General features: G+C 36.2%; 15 protein-coding genes and 1 tRNA gene. 12 read left to right on the top strand and 4 right to left on the bottom strand.

Going from position 1 to position 18199, the window contains the following annotated elements; all coding sequences use genetic code 11:
• The first annotated feature begins 220 nt into the window (after positions 1-220).
• From nadA to AAEY55_RS10245, 9 genes are all read left to right on the top strand, one after another.
• Entirely contained in the window at positions 221-1261 is a 1041-nt protein-coding gene (gene nadA / locus AAEY55_RS10285) for a quinolinate synthase NadA (RefSeq protein ID WP_058373665.1), read from the top strand.
• Between the two features lie 203 nt (positions 1262-1464).
• Positions 1465-1554: transfer RNA gene (locus AAEY55_RS10280), tRNA-Ser, on the top strand.
• Positions 1555-1740: 186 nt separating this feature from the next.
• A complete protein-coding gene (locus tag AAEY55_RS10275; RefSeq protein WP_350551179.1) occupies positions 1741-2982 on the top strand; it encodes an integrase domain-containing protein in 1242 nt (413 codons plus the stop codon).
• Positions 2983-3313: 331 nt separating this feature from the next.
• Positions 3314-3706, top strand: coding sequence for a TerB family tellurite resistance protein (locus AAEY55_RS10270; RefSeq protein WP_350551176.1), 393 nt, complete (start codon positions 3314-3316; stop codon positions 3704-3706).
• Positions 3707-3708: 2 nt separating this feature from the next.
• Complete coding sequence (locus tag AAEY55_RS10265; protein ID WP_350551173.1) at positions 3709-5205, top strand: hypothetical protein; 1497 nt, start codon at positions 3709-3711, stop codon at positions 5203-5205.
• 69 nt (positions 5206-5274) lie between these two features.
• Complete coding sequence (locus tag AAEY55_RS10260; protein WP_350551170.1) at positions 5275-6708, top strand: hypothetical protein; 1434 nt, start codon at positions 5275-5277, stop codon at positions 6706-6708.
• Positions 6708-6962, top strand: a complete 255-nt coding sequence (locus AAEY55_RS10255; RefSeq protein WP_350551167.1) for a YkgJ family cysteine cluster protein — start codon at positions 6708-6710, stop codon at positions 6960-6962. The genes AAEY55_RS10260 and AAEY55_RS10255 overlap by 1 nt, the downstream gene beginning before the upstream one ends.
• A 15-nt stretch (positions 6963-6977) precedes the next feature.
• Positions 6978-7229 (top strand): hypothetical protein, encoded by a 252-nt coding sequence (locus AAEY55_RS10250; protein WP_350551165.1) that lies wholly within the window; start codon positions 6978-6980, stop codon positions 7227-7229.
• 486 nt (positions 7230-7715) lie between these two features.
• Positions 7716-7967 carry a hypothetical protein gene (locus AAEY55_RS10245; RefSeq protein ID WP_350551162.1) on the top strand — a complete coding sequence of 84 codons (252 nt, stop codon included), beginning with the start codon at positions 7716-7718 and terminating at the stop codon, positions 7965-7967.
• A 445-nt stretch (positions 7968-8412) separates the two neighbouring features.
• On the opposite strand, the gene AAEY55_RS10240 is transcribed toward AAEY55_RS10245, so the two are convergent.
• Positions 8413-8730: a DUF3223 domain-containing protein gene (locus tag AAEY55_RS10240; RefSeq protein WP_089368490.1), complete on the bottom strand. Its 318-nt coding sequence runs from the start codon at positions 8728-8730 to the stop codon at positions 8413-8415.
• Positions 8731-8924: 194 nt separating this feature from the next.
• On the opposite strand from AAEY55_RS10240, the gene AAEY55_RS10235 reads away from it, so the two are divergent.
• Genes AAEY55_RS10235 through AAEY55_RS10225 form a run of 3 tightly spaced genes read left to right on the top strand, consistent with a single transcriptional unit; the run spans position 8925 to position 15143 of the window.
• The gene (locus AAEY55_RS10235) at positions 8925-10904 is read left to right on the top strand and encodes a glutathione synthase (RefSeq protein WP_350551159.1); all 1980 of its coding nucleotides are present in this window, start codon (positions 8925-8927) and stop codon (positions 10902-10904) included.
• Between the two features lie 6 nt (positions 10905-10910).
• Complete coding sequence (locus tag AAEY55_RS10230; RefSeq protein WP_350551156.1) at positions 10911-12770, top strand: DEAD/DEAH box helicase family protein; 1860 nt, start codon at positions 10911-10913, stop codon at positions 12768-12770.
• Between the two features lie 45 nt (positions 12771-12815).
• Positions 12816-15143 carry a hypothetical protein gene (locus tag AAEY55_RS10225; protein WP_350551153.1) on the top strand — a complete coding sequence of 776 codons (2328 nt, stop codon included), beginning with the start codon at positions 12816-12818 and terminating at the stop codon, positions 15141-15143.
• Positions 15144-15349: 206 nt separating this feature from the next.
• Here AAEY55_RS10225 and AAEY55_RS10220 read toward each other — a convergent pair whose 3' ends face one another.
• The 3 genes from AAEY55_RS10220 to AAEY55_RS10210 are packed head-to-tail and all read right to left on the bottom strand — an operon-like array spanning position 15350 to position 18190.
• Positions 15350-16570 (bottom strand): hypothetical protein, encoded by a 1221-nt coding sequence (locus AAEY55_RS10220; protein WP_350551150.1) that lies wholly within the window; start codon positions 16568-16570, stop codon positions 15350-15352.
• A 21-nt stretch (positions 16571-16591) separates the two neighbouring features.
• Positions 16592-17500 (bottom strand): DarT ssDNA thymidine ADP-ribosyltransferase family protein, encoded by a 909-nt coding sequence (locus AAEY55_RS10215; protein ID WP_350551147.1) that lies wholly within the window; start codon positions 17498-17500, stop codon positions 16592-16594.
• Positions 17501-18190 carry a DUF6977 family protein gene (locus AAEY55_RS10210; protein ID WP_407072706.1) on the bottom strand — a complete coding sequence of 230 codons (690 nt, stop codon included), beginning with the start codon at positions 18188-18190 and terminating at the stop codon, positions 17501-17503. It abuts the gene before it with no gap.
• Between the last annotated feature and the right edge of the window lie 9 nt (positions 18191-18199).

Genomic DNA, 18199 nt, shown 5'->3' with positions numbered 1-18199 from the left:
GGGCATTAGCTCAGTTGGTAGAGCAGTTGACTTTTAATCAATTGGTCGATGGTTCAAATCCATCATGCCCCACCATTTTTAGACAATCCCTTCTTAATAGCGTCTTTTTAAAACTTCAACTTTTTATTTATAAACACCTTGAGCAGATAGCTGTTATTTAGCTTTATATTCTCGTATAATTCATCGTAATTAATGCAATATAGATGAAGTGGTCGAGAACATGAGTCTAGCTCAAACTATTATGCCTGAAGGCTATATTTTCCCTCCTAAGCCAGCACCGTTAACACAAAACGAACAAGGCGAATACAAAGCACGTATAAAGCAACTACTGCAAGAAAAAAATGCCGTATTAGTTGCCCATTACTATACCGATCCTGAAATACAAGCACTAGCCGAAGAAACCGGCGGCTGCGTTGCCGACTCGCTAGAAATGGCGCGTTTTGGTACACGCCACGATGCCGACATGATCATTGTAGCGGGTGTGCGTTTTATGGGTGAAACCGCAAAAATATTAACGCCTAACAAAACCGTGGTTATGCCAACGCTCGAAGCGACTTGTTCGTTAGACATAGGTTGCCCGGTAGATGAATTCTCAGCGTTTTGCGATCAGCACCCCGACCGCACAGTAGTAGTGTATGCAAATACTTCTACCGCAGTAAAAGCGCGTGCAGATTGGATTGTAACCTCATCGTGTGCACTGGAAATTGTTGAGCACTTAGATGAACTAGGTGAAAAAATAATTTGGGGCCCAGACAAGCACCTAGGTAGCTATATTCAAAAGAATACCGGCGCTGATATGATCATGTGGAATGGTGCATGTATCGTTCATGACGAGTTTAAAACTAAAGCTCTAAAAGACATGAAAGCGCTGCACCCAGATGCGGGCGTACTCGTACACCCAGAGTCGCCAGAGGAAATTGTTGCCCTTGCTGATGCGGTTGGTTCAACCAGCCAGTTAATAAAAGCAGCGCAAACAATGAGCAACAAAAAGTTTATTGTAGCAACTGACCGCGGTATTTTTTATAAAATGCAGCAACTATGCCCAGACAAAGAATTCTTTGCCGCTCCAACTGCCGGTGAAGGCGCTTCATGTAAAACATGTGCGCATTGCCCTTGGATGGCAATGAACGGCTTAAAAGCGATTGAAGAAGCTCTGATAGACCCCAAAGGTAAAGAAGTGTTTGTTGACATGGACTTACGCGAAGGCGCACTTAAATCACTTAACCGCATGCTTGATTTTACCGCCACAATGGCAAAGTAAAATTAACGAATATAAAAACGCACGTTAAGTTAACGCCTAAAAAACGGTTATGCCACCCGCATAGCCGTTTTTTGTGCACAGCATAAAAAATATGAATGATAAGTGAGCAGTTAAAAGCTCAAAACTAAAAATGCCTTGCACCTATGTCGGCTATTTCATACTATAGCGCGCTTGTTGCACTACCTAGTATGTAGCAACGCTGTGGAGGGATGGCTGAGTGGCTGAAGGCGCACGCCTGGAAAGTGTGTTTAGGTTAATCCCTAACGAGGGTTCGAATCCCTCTCCCTCCACCATTATTCAATATCAGGACGTCTCAGGACGTCCTTTTTTGTGCCCGTAATAAAATAAAATCAATAACTTAGTGTATCATCTCGTCCCATCCTGTTTCACCCAAGCTCAAAGCTTTAGTATCTAATATGGTATTCCTTTAATAAACTGCCATAATAAAGAATACTAAATTGGAGTAGGGTTCATTTTTTATGGCAAGATCAGCGAAGCAACTTAGCGATACAGCGTTAAAGAAAGCAAAAGCAGAGGATAAAGATATAATTTTATCTGATGGGAATGGCCTACAAGTAAAAGTTAGAAAGAGTGGTTCTAAGCTCTGGAACTTTAACTACTATCATCCAATTACAAAAAAGCGTATTAACATGGGGTTAGGTAAGTATCCCGATATATCAATTGTTAATGCTAGAAAGCTAGCGCAAGAAGCTAGGGAGTTGGTTGCTCTAGGGACTGACCCTAAAGAACATAGAGACGAAACCTTAGCTTTTAAAAGAGCACAAGAAGAGTTAACACTAAATAAAGTCGCTTTAGAGTGGTTTGAGGTTAAAAAGCCTGATTTTACTCAAGCTCATGGTGAAGATATTTGGCGCTCATTAAATAACCATGTTTTACCGGTTATTGGTAAATACCCAATTGGTAAAATTAACGCACCACAGGTAATAAAAATATTAAGACCTATAGAGGCTAAAGGTACCCTAGAAACAGTTAAGCGTTTGAGCCAACGATTAAACCAAGTTATGACCTACGCAGTTAATAGTGGTTATATTCAAGCTAATCCGCTTGCTGGAATAAAAGAAACTTTTAAAAAGCCGCAAAAACAAAACATGCCTTCGTTAAAACCTGAAGAGTTGCCTGAATTGATGCAAACGCTTGCTACAGCTTCAATTAAACGTGTAACTCGCTTTTTAATTGAGTGGCAGTTACATACTCTTACACGCCCTGGTGAAGCTGCAGGTACTCGGTGGGATGAGATCGATTTTGATAATAAACTTTGGGTTATCCCAGCTGAACGTATGAAAAAGCGCAGAGAGCATGTTATTCCTTTATCAAAACAAGCTGTAGAGTTATTAGAGGCAATAAAACCAATTTCAGGGCACAGAGACTTTGTTTTTCCGTCAGACAGAAACCCGAGAAATCATATCAACAATGAAACAGCTAATATGGCTCTAAAACGCATGGGGTTTGAAGGTAGATTAGTAAGCCATGGCTTGCGCTCGCTTGGCAGCACAACATTAAATGAACATGAGTTTAATCCAGATATAATAGAAGCCGCACTTGCGCATGTAGATAAAAACCAAGTTCGTTCTGCTTATAATAGAGCTGAATACATAGAAAAACGCAGAGAGCTAATGAATTGGTGGAGCGACCATATAGACAAAGCATCGCAAGGGAAATTATCTATATCAGGTACAAGGCATCTATCGAAGGTAGGTTAATAACTATAATTCATTTGGCTAAATAACAGTTGTTTTATGTAATTAAAATGGCGTTAGTTAGTCAATGGTTTGTAATTTATTGCTAGACATAACTTTTACTGCGGCATAGACTGAATTTAGAAAAAGGATTTTACAAGGACGTTCATAGATGAACACTTTATTTATACCCTCTAAAAAAGTAATAACTGCAGAGCAACCTGCTCGTTTCAAAAGTGTATTAGCTTACAAATCAACATTTTCAGTGTTTTGCCCTTGTTCATAATTATTAATTAATTTTAATGATGGGCTTATTCATGCCTGAAAACATCACAATTTATAAAGGAATAATTCGATGTTTATACAAAACCTCAACAAAGCACAGCAAGAAGTACTTCTTAAGTTAGCAAGTGATTTAATGTTATCTGATGATGTAATAGATCAAAGCGAAGAGGAGTTGATTAACTTTATTAAGTCACAGTGTACCGAAGGTGTATCTGAATTAGAAAACTTCAATCTAAGTGAAATTAAGGGTGTTTTTGGCAGTAAAAAGGCTAAAGTCTCGATGTTACTTGAGCTTATTGGACTAGCTCATGCAGATGGTGATTACGGTAAAGAAGAAAAGGTTTTTATCAATGAAATAGCTTCAGTACTAAGCATAAATGAAGCTAATTTAATTGAATTGGAAAATTGGGTTCAACGTCAGTTAGACCTCGTAAACGACTCAGTTATGCTCATGGAGGAATAATTATGCCATTACCTTTACTTTTCGTTGGGGCTGCAGTTGCTCTTGGTGGTTATGGAGTTAAAAAAGGGCTAGATGCAAAATCTGACTATAATGAAGCTGATAGCATTAATAAAAGAGCTAAAAATATATTTGATGATGCAGAAAGCTCGCTAAATTCAAAACGCGAGCAAGCAAGTAACTCAATGTTAGTTTTAGGCAGAACAAAATTCGATATATATGAGAATTCACTGTTGAGTTTCGTGAAAAGCTTTAGTCAAATTAAAAATATTAATTTCAATGACAGTGATATAAAAGGCTTAGAGTCATTACCAGCTGTAGATAAAGCTGATTTAGACAACTTAAGCAGTTCAGTATTATCAACTCATGATGTTCTCTCTGGAGGTGTTACTGCTCTTGGTACTGGTGGATTAGCCGGTTTAGCAGCATATGGTGGGGTTGGTTTTTTAGGCACTGCATCAACAGGTACTGCAATAGGGTCTTTAACCGGTGTAGCAGCTACTAATGCTACTTTAGCTTGGTTAGGTGGTGGTTCGCTAGCAGCAGGTGGTTATGGGATGGCTGGTGGCGCTGTTGTGCTAGGTGGATTAGTTGCTGGACCAGTATTAGCCGTTGGTGGAATGATGCTCGCATCTAAAGCTGAAAGCGCAAAAATAGATGCATATTCAAATCGTGATAGAGCGCTATTAGCTGCCGAGCAAATGAAAACAGCTGAAGTCGTAACTGATGGTATTCACCACCGTTTTGAAGAAATTAATGATGTACTTCTTCGATTAAATACTTTCTTTAATCCTATGCTAAAAGAGTTTTGTGGCCTAGTTGCACGCAATATTGATTATTCAAGCTATACAGAAAATGAAAAAAAGCTAGTGTTTAAGGTAGCTGCTACAGCTAAGAGTATAAAGAACTTACTAGAAGTTGTAATAATTAATGAAGATGGGAGCTTAACATCCCAATCAAGTAGTATTGCTAGTTTTGGATCGGATGTTATTTCGGGGCAACATCCTGACTTAGCAAGCCTAGAACCAAACACTGAACACGTTGATGTAAAGAAAGAGCCTGAACCTAAAAAGGATTTAGAGCACTATTTTCGTGAAATCAGTAGTCAAATTGACGATCAGAAGTGGGTATATGCTTTATCGTATGGCAAAAAGCTAAGAGATAAAACAGCTGCAGCTGTAAAATCGTATGCACATGAAGACTATGAAGTTGATAGTGACTATAAGAGTGAGCCTTATGGCTATTTAGTGCTTATTGATACAACTCTTTTTGGTAGTGCCAAAGATGGCTTCTTCATAACGGATACACATATTTATGGCAGGCCCTCATATAATGATCGTTTTAGTATTGAAATTAAGAAAATCAAATCAATTAGAGTAGATGAAGATGATCAGGAGTTAATGATAAACGGTGACTACTATGGTTACACGCAATCTGAACTGACTCCAAAAATGAAATTAATTGTTAACGCAATTAAAAAGTATTTAGAGCAATTTAAGTAACCTGTTATTCGAGGAGGCAGGATAAACCTCCTCGAATTTTTAAATATAGAATTAATTAATAAGTTTCTTATGGACATTATAAACTCTTCAACGTCTATTTTGGGTGGGATCTACACTCAACATTTAACGCAAGATATAACAGAGCGAACATATCGGATATTCGGTGATGCAGACCAGTTATCTCAGTTTGCATCAAAATGGAAAAATGTTGCTGCTGATAAGTCTCAAGGTCATATGTTCGAGCAACTAGAGACATTAAAGTTTAACTTTGATGCTTTAAAAAAAGATAGTGACTTATATGCCAGAACTACTGCGAGTATGGGGCTACCTACAGATCCTGTTGATATTATTATTTCTAATGGTAAAGAAACGATTCGAGAGATACAGGCAAAGTCTTGCAATAGCGCGGCGAGAAGTGCATTTGCATTATCTCAAAAAAAATACGATGAAATGCTACGCTTGGCCCCAAGTGATCAACACAGCAAAATAGAAGAGTTATTAAAACAAAGAATAGAAAAAGGCACACTCAAAGCCGAAGATTATGAACAGACACTCCGCAATCTAAAAAAGTCATTACAACATGACAATATTGCTTCAGAGGGAACAACCTACCAAGAAGCATTAGATGCAACAAACCAAGAGCAAGCAGATAAAATAGCCAACAATTATAAATTCAAGTCTGCTATTACTGATATGCACAAATCTGGTCTAAAAGCGGGAATAGTTGGAGCAAGTTTAACAGGTGGAATATCTTTTTTGGCAGAAGGTTACTCTGTGATAAAAGGAGAGAAAGACTTTGCAGAAGCGACTTTAAATACTGCGATTAATAGTGCAAAGGGTTTTGCCACTGGCTATACAGTGACAGTTATGAGCAAAGGTATTACACACTCTTCGTCATACTTCCTAGGTGAACAATTAGCTAAAAGTATTACGAGATCATCTGCGCCTGTCGCAATCGCTGTTGGAGTAGTTAATACAAGTAAGTATATAGTATCTTATTTAAAAGGTGAGATTGAATTAGAAGAGTTAACTGAGAATATAAGTCATACAGCTATAACGGGTACTTCATCCTTTTACTATGGTGCTTTAGGTCAGTTAGCTATTCCAATTCCTGTAGTTGGCGCCTTAGTTGGAGCGGGGGTTGGTTATTTTATTGGGAATATGATCCATCAATCTGGTTTAGTTGCTTTAGGTGATAGTGCAGTTGTTAAAGCATCGAAAGAGCGCAGAAACCAAATACGCGCTATTTGTTTAGAAGCGATTCCACAAATTCAAAAAAATAGAGCTGAGCTTCAAAGCTTACTTGATAAACACTTTGCAGAAAGAAAACATATATTTGACTCGACTTTTTTAGCTATGGATTTGGCGGTAGATAACGCAGAACCAGAACAATATATAAATGCTTTAAATTCTTTAAATGAAAGATTTGACTGTGAGTTACCATTTCAAAACTTTGCTGAATTTGATCAATTAATGCAATCAGATCAGAGCTTTGATTTTTGATGGAGTTTCCATGCACTAAGTGCGGAAAATGCTGCTCAAACGTAAATTTATCACCTATTACCAGTTACCTGGATAGAGGTGATGGTACTTGTGAGCATTTTGATGATAATACCAAACACTGTAAAATATACGACAACAGGCCTGAAATTTGCCGAATAGAGTTACAGTTCAATAAATACTATAAAGAAAGATTCAGCTGGAATGAGTTTATAGCAATAAACTTAGATGTGTGTGAAAAGCTACCTGAAAAGTAAAAATAAGGATATTAAATGGCTTTAACACAAATGCTAATTATTCAGTCTCTTGAGAAATGTGATCTGGTTAGAAAGGGAGTTAGTTGGGGTGTACCAGCAACTGAGCTTAAGCATTTAACTGGGAGAATAGGGGAGTTATATGTAGCGCTGATAACTAATGGTCGTATGGCAACGGAGGTTAATCAGGCTGACTATGGTGTTACATCAAGCCCATGGCATAACAATAGGTTAAAAAGACCGCTAGGCTGCATACAGGCGGTTATATAGGCTTGTATGCTAATACGTTAGGCTTAGTTGAACGTATAATTATTTTAAGAATCAATACCGACGAAATTCAAGTTTAAACCCTATTAGATACGCCGTAGAAGAAGCTAAACGACTAATGAACAATGTAGCAACAGGTAAAAGCTTTATTACAATGAGCAAGTTAATAAATCCACCTGCTAAGCCACGTACTTTATTAAACCTAAAAGAAGCTATATGGCATAACTACAAATTATTATAGCTTGAAAGCGGTACTATTGAAGTGTTTGTTAATCGTGAATTAGTAACCCCCTGTAAGCCTTACTTACGTGATATTGCTAAAGAGTTTAGGATTTCAATTTTAAATAGCAACGGAAATCCATTTAATACGCGGCAGTTGGGTTCTGTGTTGATTAAAGAATTGCTTAATTAATCACTAATATCATGGATTTACTGAAGGTACTTTAAAATGTACATTGCTGTCTAAATTAATAAAATGAAGCAGGGAATATGAGCGATTTAGAAGAGTGTCGTGAGTGTAAATTAAAATTCGATTTGGATGAATACGATAATTGTCCTGATTGCGAAGATGATTTAATTGAGTGTGAAGTGTGTGAGCACAAGTTTAATTATAAACTTAAAAGCTGCCCTAACTGTGATGAAAACACGGTTCCAAAAGGTACTGAATGTGGATTTTGTGAAAAGCCCGCAGTGCGCTATATGCAAGATAGTCCGGTCTGTGAAGGCCACTTCCAAGTTTAACTAAGTCTCTGGCTCATAATAAATTGTAATGAGCCATTTCCTCGACTCAAGATCTCTAAATTACAGACAATATGCCTTATGGTTTTTAGTATATAAGTATTAACCCTGGTCCATATTACATCTACTATGAGCAGGTTGAGGCTTGAACTTTAATTTATGAAACTCACACCAATCATTAGTTAGTTTTTCATCAACAAATACACGTTTTTCAGAATTATTTAAATCCTTATATGTAATTCCAGTGATCTTTATGCCTTTGTGGGCTAGCCAAGACTCAAATATATATTTAAACGTATATGGTGGTGTATGATCAGCATGTACATCATTTATATCCATATTATCTAAACATATCGCACAAACTAAGTTGTCTGCATCTTTAAACCTATTACGCGCTTTATCTTGTTGGTATCGAATATGGTAACGAGCAGCATCTATAACATTATCTTCATGTATTATTTGCTTTTTCTGTTACAAAGCATTTTTTAGAATAACCAATGTGTGTTTTTGTACCATCTGCTAAAACAACCCAAAATTGATAATTAGATCCACTTGATGAAGGCTTTACAAATATGTTTTTAATTGGACTTGGTAATTTTTTTAATGGGTTATAGTGATGACGTTCAAACGCTTCTTTTAGAAATAAGAAGTCATTTAAATCATTTACAATCCTAGATATCTTATATTTATTTAAAAGTAATGTGCATAGTGCACGAGCCTCTTTCTGTGAATAAATCTCATCGTTGATTTCAAATTTTAGTACCATGCCTCACCTATATTTAGTAATTCAATGTAAGCTTTTTAAACCTAGTTAAGTGATATCAACAGTTTACTGTATTTAGATTTGCTAAAAATATAAATAGTGGCAGAATAAGAAAAAGTCTATTGAATATAAGTAATAGTGTTAATTTTAAATAGACAGCCCTCGGATCAGCATAATTTTAACAAGGAGTTAGTTTTATGAATAAAGCTGACGTACACCGCCAAAAAGTCCAAGAAATCCTTAGTAGTAACGCATTACATGGTCATCAAGTAAATGCCGCGACAAAAACATTTGATGCATTTTCTAAAGATGTTAGAGCCGTAGTTACAGCTGCAGAAATGCAAGCTGGTAAATCGGGTATTGCTTTAGCTTTATGTTGTTTACAACGTTTGAGCCTAGATGATGAAACCATTTGCCAAAAGCGCTCGCTAAAAGACACCTTATACCTTGTCACAATGCCAGATACAGCCTTAAGGGATCAAGCTGAAGATGACTTAAGGCTTGCGAAAAATGTAGTGGTCAGTAATTTTGTCAATTTTGAAAAGTCTTTAGAAACAGACTTTAAGGGCAACTCTCCTAAACTCATCATCATTGATGAATGTCACTATGGCTCTAATGTAACAGGTATTCGTTATAGCACTGTATTTGACTATTTAGAGCAAGAAAATGATTCTTGTAAGGTCGTGTTTATTTCTGCGACACCTTTTGGCGCTTTATATGGTGCAGAAACAGAGTACGAAGAAGCATTAGAAGTTAGCTCAGAAGCAGAAATAGAGCATAACGATAAACTTTTAAAAGAATCAACTCAAGCAGCTAATCAAGCGCTTAAAGACTCGATTTTACGCCGTGATTTTGGTACTCGTTTGGTTTTCCATAAAACCAGTGACGAATACTACGGCGTACGAGAGATGCTACAAAACAATCGGTTGCACAATTTAAATGACGAAGAAAGAAACTTCTTAGTTGATTCGTCTCACCGTAAAAATTTTATGCAGCAATTTAATTCGCATGATGGAATGGGTTGGTCGTTAGTACGCGTACCTGCAGGTACAGCAATGGATGCCAAACAATTTTTCATTTCACAAGGAGTAGATGAAGAAAATATTTACATTCTAGGTAATTCTCTTTCAGGTGTACCTGAAGATGAGCTATCTACAATTGATAGATTTAAAAAAGCATTTGAAGACAGCGAATTGTTTGGTGAAAAGTTAGTTGCAATTACAGTTGCAGGTTGTCGAGCCGGAATAAACTTTGGTAACTTAATGAAGAATAACCTTATTTCGACCTGGGATAGCACAGTTGCAAGTGTTGCTGCTGTGGTACAGGCTAATGTAGGTCGTGCGTGTGGTTATCATGGTAACAATACCTCAATGCATTTCACTAATGGTAATGCTGCTGAAGCGTATGGGGCAATTTTAGATTATCTAGAACGGACATGTTCTGATCATGCCGCATCTGATTTTGATGGTTTAAAAGAGTTTTTTGAAGACGTATGTCAAGAATACCAAGTTAATGGTTTAGATGTAGGTCTTACAATTAAATATAAAAAACGTAGACCTATTGGTGATGTAGAAACATTTGCAACAGATCACTATGTAGCTGTACCTGCAAGGTTGCTAGACCAAGATTACGACTTTTCACAATACACGCAAGACAAGCTTCTATTAAATGCCATCACAGTTTTAAGAGAAGAGTTTATTAAAAATGGAGCACCGTCGGTAAAAGGCAGTAGAGCCATGCGCGGTAAAAAGAAAAATTGGATAAAAGCCCAGTGGGTTAATGGTGATAGTTACGATAACCCTGAGAAGGCAGGTGTAGATGGCCCTCAGAAAGATAGAACAATTATGCTTACAAGCATGTTAGATAATGATGACTATGTGGAGTTTAATAGAGTCGTAGCGCCAGGTTCAGGGGAGCTATCTGAAAATAAATCAGTTACTGCAACAGTGTTTAGTGTTTACAACATCTCAAGACGTAAAGTTGCTAAAACAATTATGACTGAAAGGGATGTATGGGATATGTGTGATTATTTCGATATTCCTCATGACGATACCATATTTGTTTTGTATAAGCGTGGTGAGTACGACTTAGATAGGACTTTAGCTAAAAAAGCTCATAATGAGTTACCTGAAAAATCAGGTGCCTTGAGTGACGAATCACAGTTCTCGGTAAAGTAAAATATCATGAATCAAGCAGATAACCACAGAAAGCAACTAGAGGACGTGATAGCTCAGTTTACTTTTGCGCATCAACAGCACGCCGCACAGCGAGCATTTAGTCATTTTAAAGATGGTAGTCGTGCGGTTGTTATAACCGCCGAAATGCAATCAGGAAAATCTGGTATCGCACTAGCACTAGCTGCACTACAAAGGTTGAGTTTATCAGATACAGATATTTGTGAGCGCTCAAAATTAAAAGATACACTTTATTTGGTCACTATGGCCGATTTGTCACTCCAAGAGCAGGCTAAGCAAGATCTTGCTAAATGTAATAATGTTGTTGTGAGTAACTTTACTAATATGAGTTTCGCACTCTCAAGCAACTTTAAAGCCCAACCACCCAAACTCATTATAATAGATGAGTGTCACTATGGAGCCGGCTCAGAGGCCGTAAGATATGCGAAGGTTTTTGAATATCTTGAAAAAGAAAATACAAACTGTAAAGTCGCTTTTATTTCAGCTACACCATTTAGCGCGCTCTATTCGGCGGGTACAGATTCTATTCTGCGTCACGACTTCAAAACTAGTCTAGTTTTTCATAAAACAAGCGATGAGTATTTAGGCATCAGGGAGATGCACCGCAATAATCAAATAGTAAAGTTAACAGAAGAGCAGCGTAATTTTTGTGATGATTCTTTACTACGTAAGCGTTTTATTAGGCAGTTCAAAGAGAATCCTTCATCAGGATGGTCATTGATTAGGGTTCCTAGTAGCCAGGCTAATTTAGCAAAAAATATCCTACTAGAAAACGGTATAGCCGAAGAGCAAATTATGGTTATTGGCCAAAAGCTGGTGGGGGTTGAGGAAAGTGACTTAGCAAGTATTGACGATTTTAAACGTGAATATGAAGCAGCAGCAATGTTCGATGACAAAGTTATTGCTATAACTGTTGCGGGCTTTAGAGCTGGTATTAATTTTGGTCAAGAAATGAAAAGTACGCTCATTAATACTTGGGACAGCACAATTGCTAATATTGCTGCAATTGTCCAGGCTAATATCGGTCGTGCTTGTGGTTACCATAGCAATACACTAGCCAAACACTATACGAACCTTGATGCTATTAAAGCTTATAGTGACTTACTTAACCACCTTGAATTAAATAGTGATAAAAGTGACTTTGAAGGTTTACGTGCAGTTTTTGAAGATATTTGTGCTAAATATGATGTAAGAGGTTTTGATAGAGGGATTCAAATCTCACCAAATAAGGAATATACCGCCTCTTCTCGAAAAAAAGATGACACTCAAACATATTTAACCCAAAGTTATCTAGCCGTTCCAGGTAAATTAGCTATACCGAACTACGATTACTCAAAATACACCCAAAACCCCTTACTACTTGAGGCTATTGCTCTAATTAAGGCTGAATTTTTAAAAGATGATGGTCCACACCGTAAGCAGGGTAGAGCCCTGAAAGGTGAACATCAGAATTGGATAAAGGCACAATGGGTAAACGGCGTTACTTATGATGATTACACTCCAAGCTGTGCAAAAAGTAGAACAATAGAATTCACGTCATTATTAGATCAAAATCAATCGTTAGAGTTTAATAAAGTGGTTAACCCAGGTGGTGGTGAGGCTACGACTGATAAGCGAGTTATGGCAAGTGTGTTTAGTATATATAACTTATCTAAAAAAGCAGATGCATTTAAGCGTTCAATGGATGAAGATGATTTGCAAGAGGTTAGTGAGCTATTAGATGTAGCACTCGATGACACAATAATTTTATTGTTTCTTCGTGGTGAACACTCAAGTGAGTTAACTAAAATAAAAAAACATCAGGCTGAAGTGACAGCTACGTACATTAAAAACCAGTCTGTTTTTTAATGTATTTTACAATGGTTTGGTCTCTATTACCTTTAAGGCTCTAACATGGATGAAAAAACTTTAAGTTTTATTAATAAAGCAAAATCTATACATGGCGATACTTATTCTTATGATAAGTCTATTTATATTGGTAGTAATATTAAATTAACGATTACGTGTCCACAGCATGGGAACTTTGAGCAAACACCATCAAATCACTATAAATATCATTGCTCAAAGTGCTCTAAAGAAGCGCAAAACCAAGCTAAGATTGCTAAAGCCTCTTTACAATACATACAAAAAGTAACAGCGGTTCATCAGGATAAATATGATTTATCAAAAATAATTTATACAGGTGCAAATAAAAAGGTTTCTATAGGGTGCAAGCACCATGGTTTTTTTGAAATAGCCGCTCGACATTTTTTAGCAGGATCAGGGTGTAAACTATGTGGAAAAGAGAGCGCGTCAAATAAAATCATTGAAAGCTCAGCAAAAGTATTTGTAGCAAAGGCTAGAGAAACTCATGGTGATAAATTTGATTATAAACATGTGTATTATAAGGGTAACACGACGAGAGTTACAATAACCTGCCCAGAACATGGGAACTTTGAACAAACCCCTCGCAAGCATCTTGAAGGTTCCGGTTGCCATAAGTGTGCAATAGATAACTCCACTTCAAGGTTATCAACTAGTGTATTTATAGAAAAAGCAAAAATAGCCCATAAAAATAAGTATAACTATTCAAAAACTCAATTTACTAAGTCACATGAAGATATAATAATTACCTGTGAAAAGCATGGTGATTTCTCACAAAATCCGCATAACCACTTAGCAGGAGCAGGTTGCAAAAGCTGTGCAAATGACCGCTTAACGTATACTACCGGTGAGTTTATTGACAGAGCTAATAAAAAGCATAATTTTTATTATACTTATGAAAAAACTGCCTATATTGCTTCAAAAACTAAAGTGCTAATCACTTGTCCTACACATGGCTTATTCTATCAAAAACCAATACTACATTTGCAAGGCTATGGCTGTAACCGTTGTGCGGCTATTAAACGTGGTAAAGATAGCAGCTCATCAACGGCTGAGTTTATACAAGGCGCAAATTTCATACATGATTTCAAATGGAACTATGACAAAACAAACTATATAAATAATCACATAAAAGTAGTTATAACATGTGATATCCATGGCGACTTTGAACAGACACCTGGTAGCCATAAAGGTGGAAGAGGGTGTCCTAAATGCGGGATTACTAAGTCTACAGAGTCTGGAAAGGTAAAGTATGAAGAGTTTTTATTGAGAGCTCAAGATGTTCATGGTGACAAGTATTTGTATGATTTAGTTGAATATTCTGCATACAGTGAAAAGGTTAGCATAAAGTGTTTATTGCATGGTGTTTTTAATCAATCACCGGCATCGCATATTAGAGGAGTTGGGTGCCCAGCATGCGGCTTCGAATCTTCCGCAGAAAAGATCAGGGTACCTTTCTCTGTGATAATAGAAAAAGCAAATGAAATTCACAACTTTAAATATAGTTATTCAGAAATTACTAGCAACAATTCAAAAGGTAAAATACTTGTTTCTTGTCCAGAACATGGAGAATTTGAGCAAAAAACTGATGCTCACCTAAGAGGAGTTGGATGCCCGGAATGTACTAGCATTAAGCGTAACATTCAGACAGATGAATTTATTAGTAGGTCGCTTAAAATTCATAAAGGAAGGTATGGTTATGAACACGTTAATTGTAATGGCACTAATACTCTGCTAAAAATTGAGTGTTATGTTCATGGCATTTTCGAGCAAAGAGCTTCTCAACACTTAAAAGGTAGTGGATGTAGGGATTGCTATGTTGATTCTACAAAATTAAATCTAGAGAATTACCTAAAAGACTGTAAAAAAGTACATGGTGATAAGTATGATTACTCTAAACTAGAATATAACACTATCAGAGACAAGGTTATTATTACTTGTCATACCCATGGTGACTTCCTCCAAACTGCTCATGATCATAAACATGGTGGAGGCTGCCCTAAATGTGCTGAGTATTTTAGAAATTTAGACAATAAAGACCCTGATACCCCTTGTTATCTATATTATTTACAACTAAGAACAGAGCATCTCATTTTTTATAAAGTAGGCATAACAACAAAAGGCGTTGAACAACGTTTTTATCGTTTGGAGAAAGATAATACCGAAATTTTAGATCAGTTTAGTATTCTAACAACTCTTGATAAAGCTATTATTGCCGAACAAACTATATTAGAAGAGTTTGAAGAATATAGACTCTTAATGTCAGACACTTTAGTGTTAAGTAAAGGCGGAACAGAGTGTTTCGCTGATGATGTATTAGGGGTGCATGGCTTAGAATTAGAAGACTACATTACTTGAGGCAGGTGAATGCAATGTAATTATCTAAAATTATATATTAGAAAAAAGCCGTTCAACTTGAACGGCTTTCATAATAAATCTGTTAATGAACTAAGCTAGGATAGATTGATTTATATAAAGAAAGGGGATTAAGCATTTCTATAAACTCAGTCTGTTGCCGTTACGCTGTTTTTAGATATACAAAATAGCGGTTCGCAATAGCCAGCTTATGCCATCCCCCAGAACTCCGATTTAATATCATCAGCATTATTATTTTTATATATATTTTCACTTATCAAATAAGCTTGAGATTGACTGTTATTAACCATAAAGTGCTTATCATTTTTTTTATAAAGTTTGAATGGATAGTGGTATTGGCTTGAATATCTAGCAGTAGGTGAAAATACATTGGTAATATTATTTTCCCCTATAAATTGAAAAATAGCTTGAGCGACATAGTTTAATCTTTCATCTCGGCCCATATTCATTGTAAACATTGAGTACGAATCTTGATCATCAAATGCAACAAATATCTCAACAACTTCATTTGAATCTTTAAAAATAAAGTTAACTATTCTACCATCTAGCTTCATATCACCATCTTTATCTATTTCATATAGGTGAGGAGTTTCATTATTAACATACATGACCTCACTATTTTTAACGATAAACATTATATCGACTTCAGCTTCAATAAGTCTCATTCCACCCATGTAAGTGATTTTCTGATTAGTAATATTACTAACGGTTTTAGAAGAGTTGCTTATTGAAATCAATTTATTAAGTATTGTTGTCCTAATTTTAAACATTTTCTGCGGATCACGACTGAAGCAACAAAGAATACCTTTAAAAAAGACAAAAGCCTGTTGAGTACTACTAGTTTCAGTAACATTTACAAACTCAGAATGATCAATACCGCAATTTAAAGCATACTCTTGGTGTACTCCACCCATCTCTTCAAGCTCTTTTATTTCCTCATTCACAAAGTGTTTAATAGCATTCAAATCGTTTTTTAAATGTGTATTGCTTAAAACTTCAGCCCAGCGAGTTGTAAAGTGCTCGAAGCCATCACTCGTTAGTTGCCCTCTAATTTTATTGCCATTTTGTTCTTCAAAGCTCAGAAATAACTTAATTCGTTTTATATTTTGTAATGCCTTCGAAGAGGATCGGTCTTTATCCAGAGATTCCTTATTTTTTTCCATGCTTATAACTTTAAGGTAATCATCATACGCTTCAAGATATCTCTCTTGGATCATTAAACAGCCGGCTCTATTTAAATATACGCTTGAATGGTTTGGGCTTACTTCTAGTGATTTTGTAAAGAATAAAATAGCGTCATCTTGATTGCCGTATTGATGATGTTGAAGTGCTTGGCGAAAGTATTGTTCACCTTGGGCTTCTGCCTTAGGGCCCGTTTTAATTCTTGAAAAAAAGCTAAATAGAGACATATTATTTCCTTATAATGAGATTTAGTTAAAGCAGTGCGAAAGAGCATACTGTCGATTGTGAAAGTAAGTATTATTGATCTGAAAATCGGTATTTGCTAATAACTCGCTAGGTTTATCCAAATATATTGATTGGATATATTCTTTTGGAATATGACTATTAACGAGAATTTCGGCTTGTGAGTCAGTAGGGTCACAAGCTCGTAAATTGATAGATTGATTATTAAAAAGCTGTTTTAATGCCAAACTTTCAGAAAGAGATGCCTCAGTTGCTGATGCTATAGAAGAGCTTGCAGCATTTGTGGGGCAAAACAAGCAGTCAAGCTCCCATAAAACACGGGCAGATATTTCTAACACAGCCCAATCTTGTTCTGGCTGTGCTTGTCTGTATTTAAAAAACATTTTGTCGTTAGGGTAGGACACAGATAACGAAATCATGTGAGTTCTGTAGTCAAACCTATTAGCATCGTTGTACATATGACCTTTAGATATTTCGTTATTATAATCTTTACTATTAAGGCCTATATCCAAAATGCTTTTAAGGTTCTTTACTTTTGTGAAGTGTATTAATGTAGTAATTCCACGCTCGCTACAAAATTGCTTAATAAGTTCTTTATCATCAATATTCGCATATTTGCCTAATCCATAATGCTTCATTATGGCATCAATTAATTCAAGACGTAATGAAATAGTATTTTGATAGGTGTCTAATTCAGCCATTAAAGTTGAAAACAGAATATTAGGGCTGTCTAGCTCTAGCAGTGGCATTTCAGCTTTTAATTTTACACCACTAGATTTAGCAAAATTACGGACTAACAGAGAGCTTTTATTGGCAAATGATAATTCATTTACTACAAACTCAGCTGCAATAGCTGGAGTGGGTAAAAGGGCTAATGTCTTGTTTAACATAGGCTCAAACATATTAATTTCCATTTAAATAAATAAATCCTTTTGTACAGGGAAGGCGCAACTTTCGATGTTTTGGCTTAAGTGAGCTATAAACTCATCAGCAGAGCGAGTAACTTGTTCTAAAGTACCATTGTTAACTAAAGAAACATATAAAGCAGCTGCTCTAGCCTGGCAATTAACGCTTTTTTTAGGGTTAAACTCAATATCAGTAAACACATTATATTGAATAATTTGAGAGTGTAGTTCTTTGTTTAATTTTAAAGTATTAATGTAAATCCAATCATAAAATATAGTTTTAGGTGTGAGTGGCCAGGTTTTTCCATTACTAAAAAAGCCAGTTAAACAGCCGTTCTCAACTAAACGGCTATCTCGTTTAACTTCATGTGTCGGAATTGTTAGAAGCTCTTTAAAAGGACCGCCATTTTCAAACACTTTAGATGCATGAAAAATCTTCTCCAGTGGAACTTCGCGACCATTTTTTAATGTAACGAGCAAATTGAAAGCACTTAGGCTTACACCTAAGGCACTCTCACTTTTTGTAGAGATCTCAAGTATATTTAAATCATTAAACAAGTTATGCGCAGCGTTATGTAAAGAGCGAACAGATTTTTGTTTTTGTGTGGCTGCCATTCCTTTATGCCATTCAAAGTCAATTAGCTCTTCCTGTACATAAGGAAACGGCTTAGTCACTTTAAAAATGGGTCTGGAAGCCACTTAATAAAC

The organism is Pseudoalteromonas sp. 120-MNA-CIBAN-0494 (genome assembly GCF_040308885.1).
Lineage (GTDB): Bacteria > Pseudomonadota > Gammaproteobacteria > Enterobacterales > Alteromonadaceae > Pseudoalteromonas > Pseudoalteromonas nigrifaciens.
The sequence above is the reverse complement of the archived record's forward strand: the minus strand, read 5'-3'. Positions and strand labels throughout refer to the sequence as shown.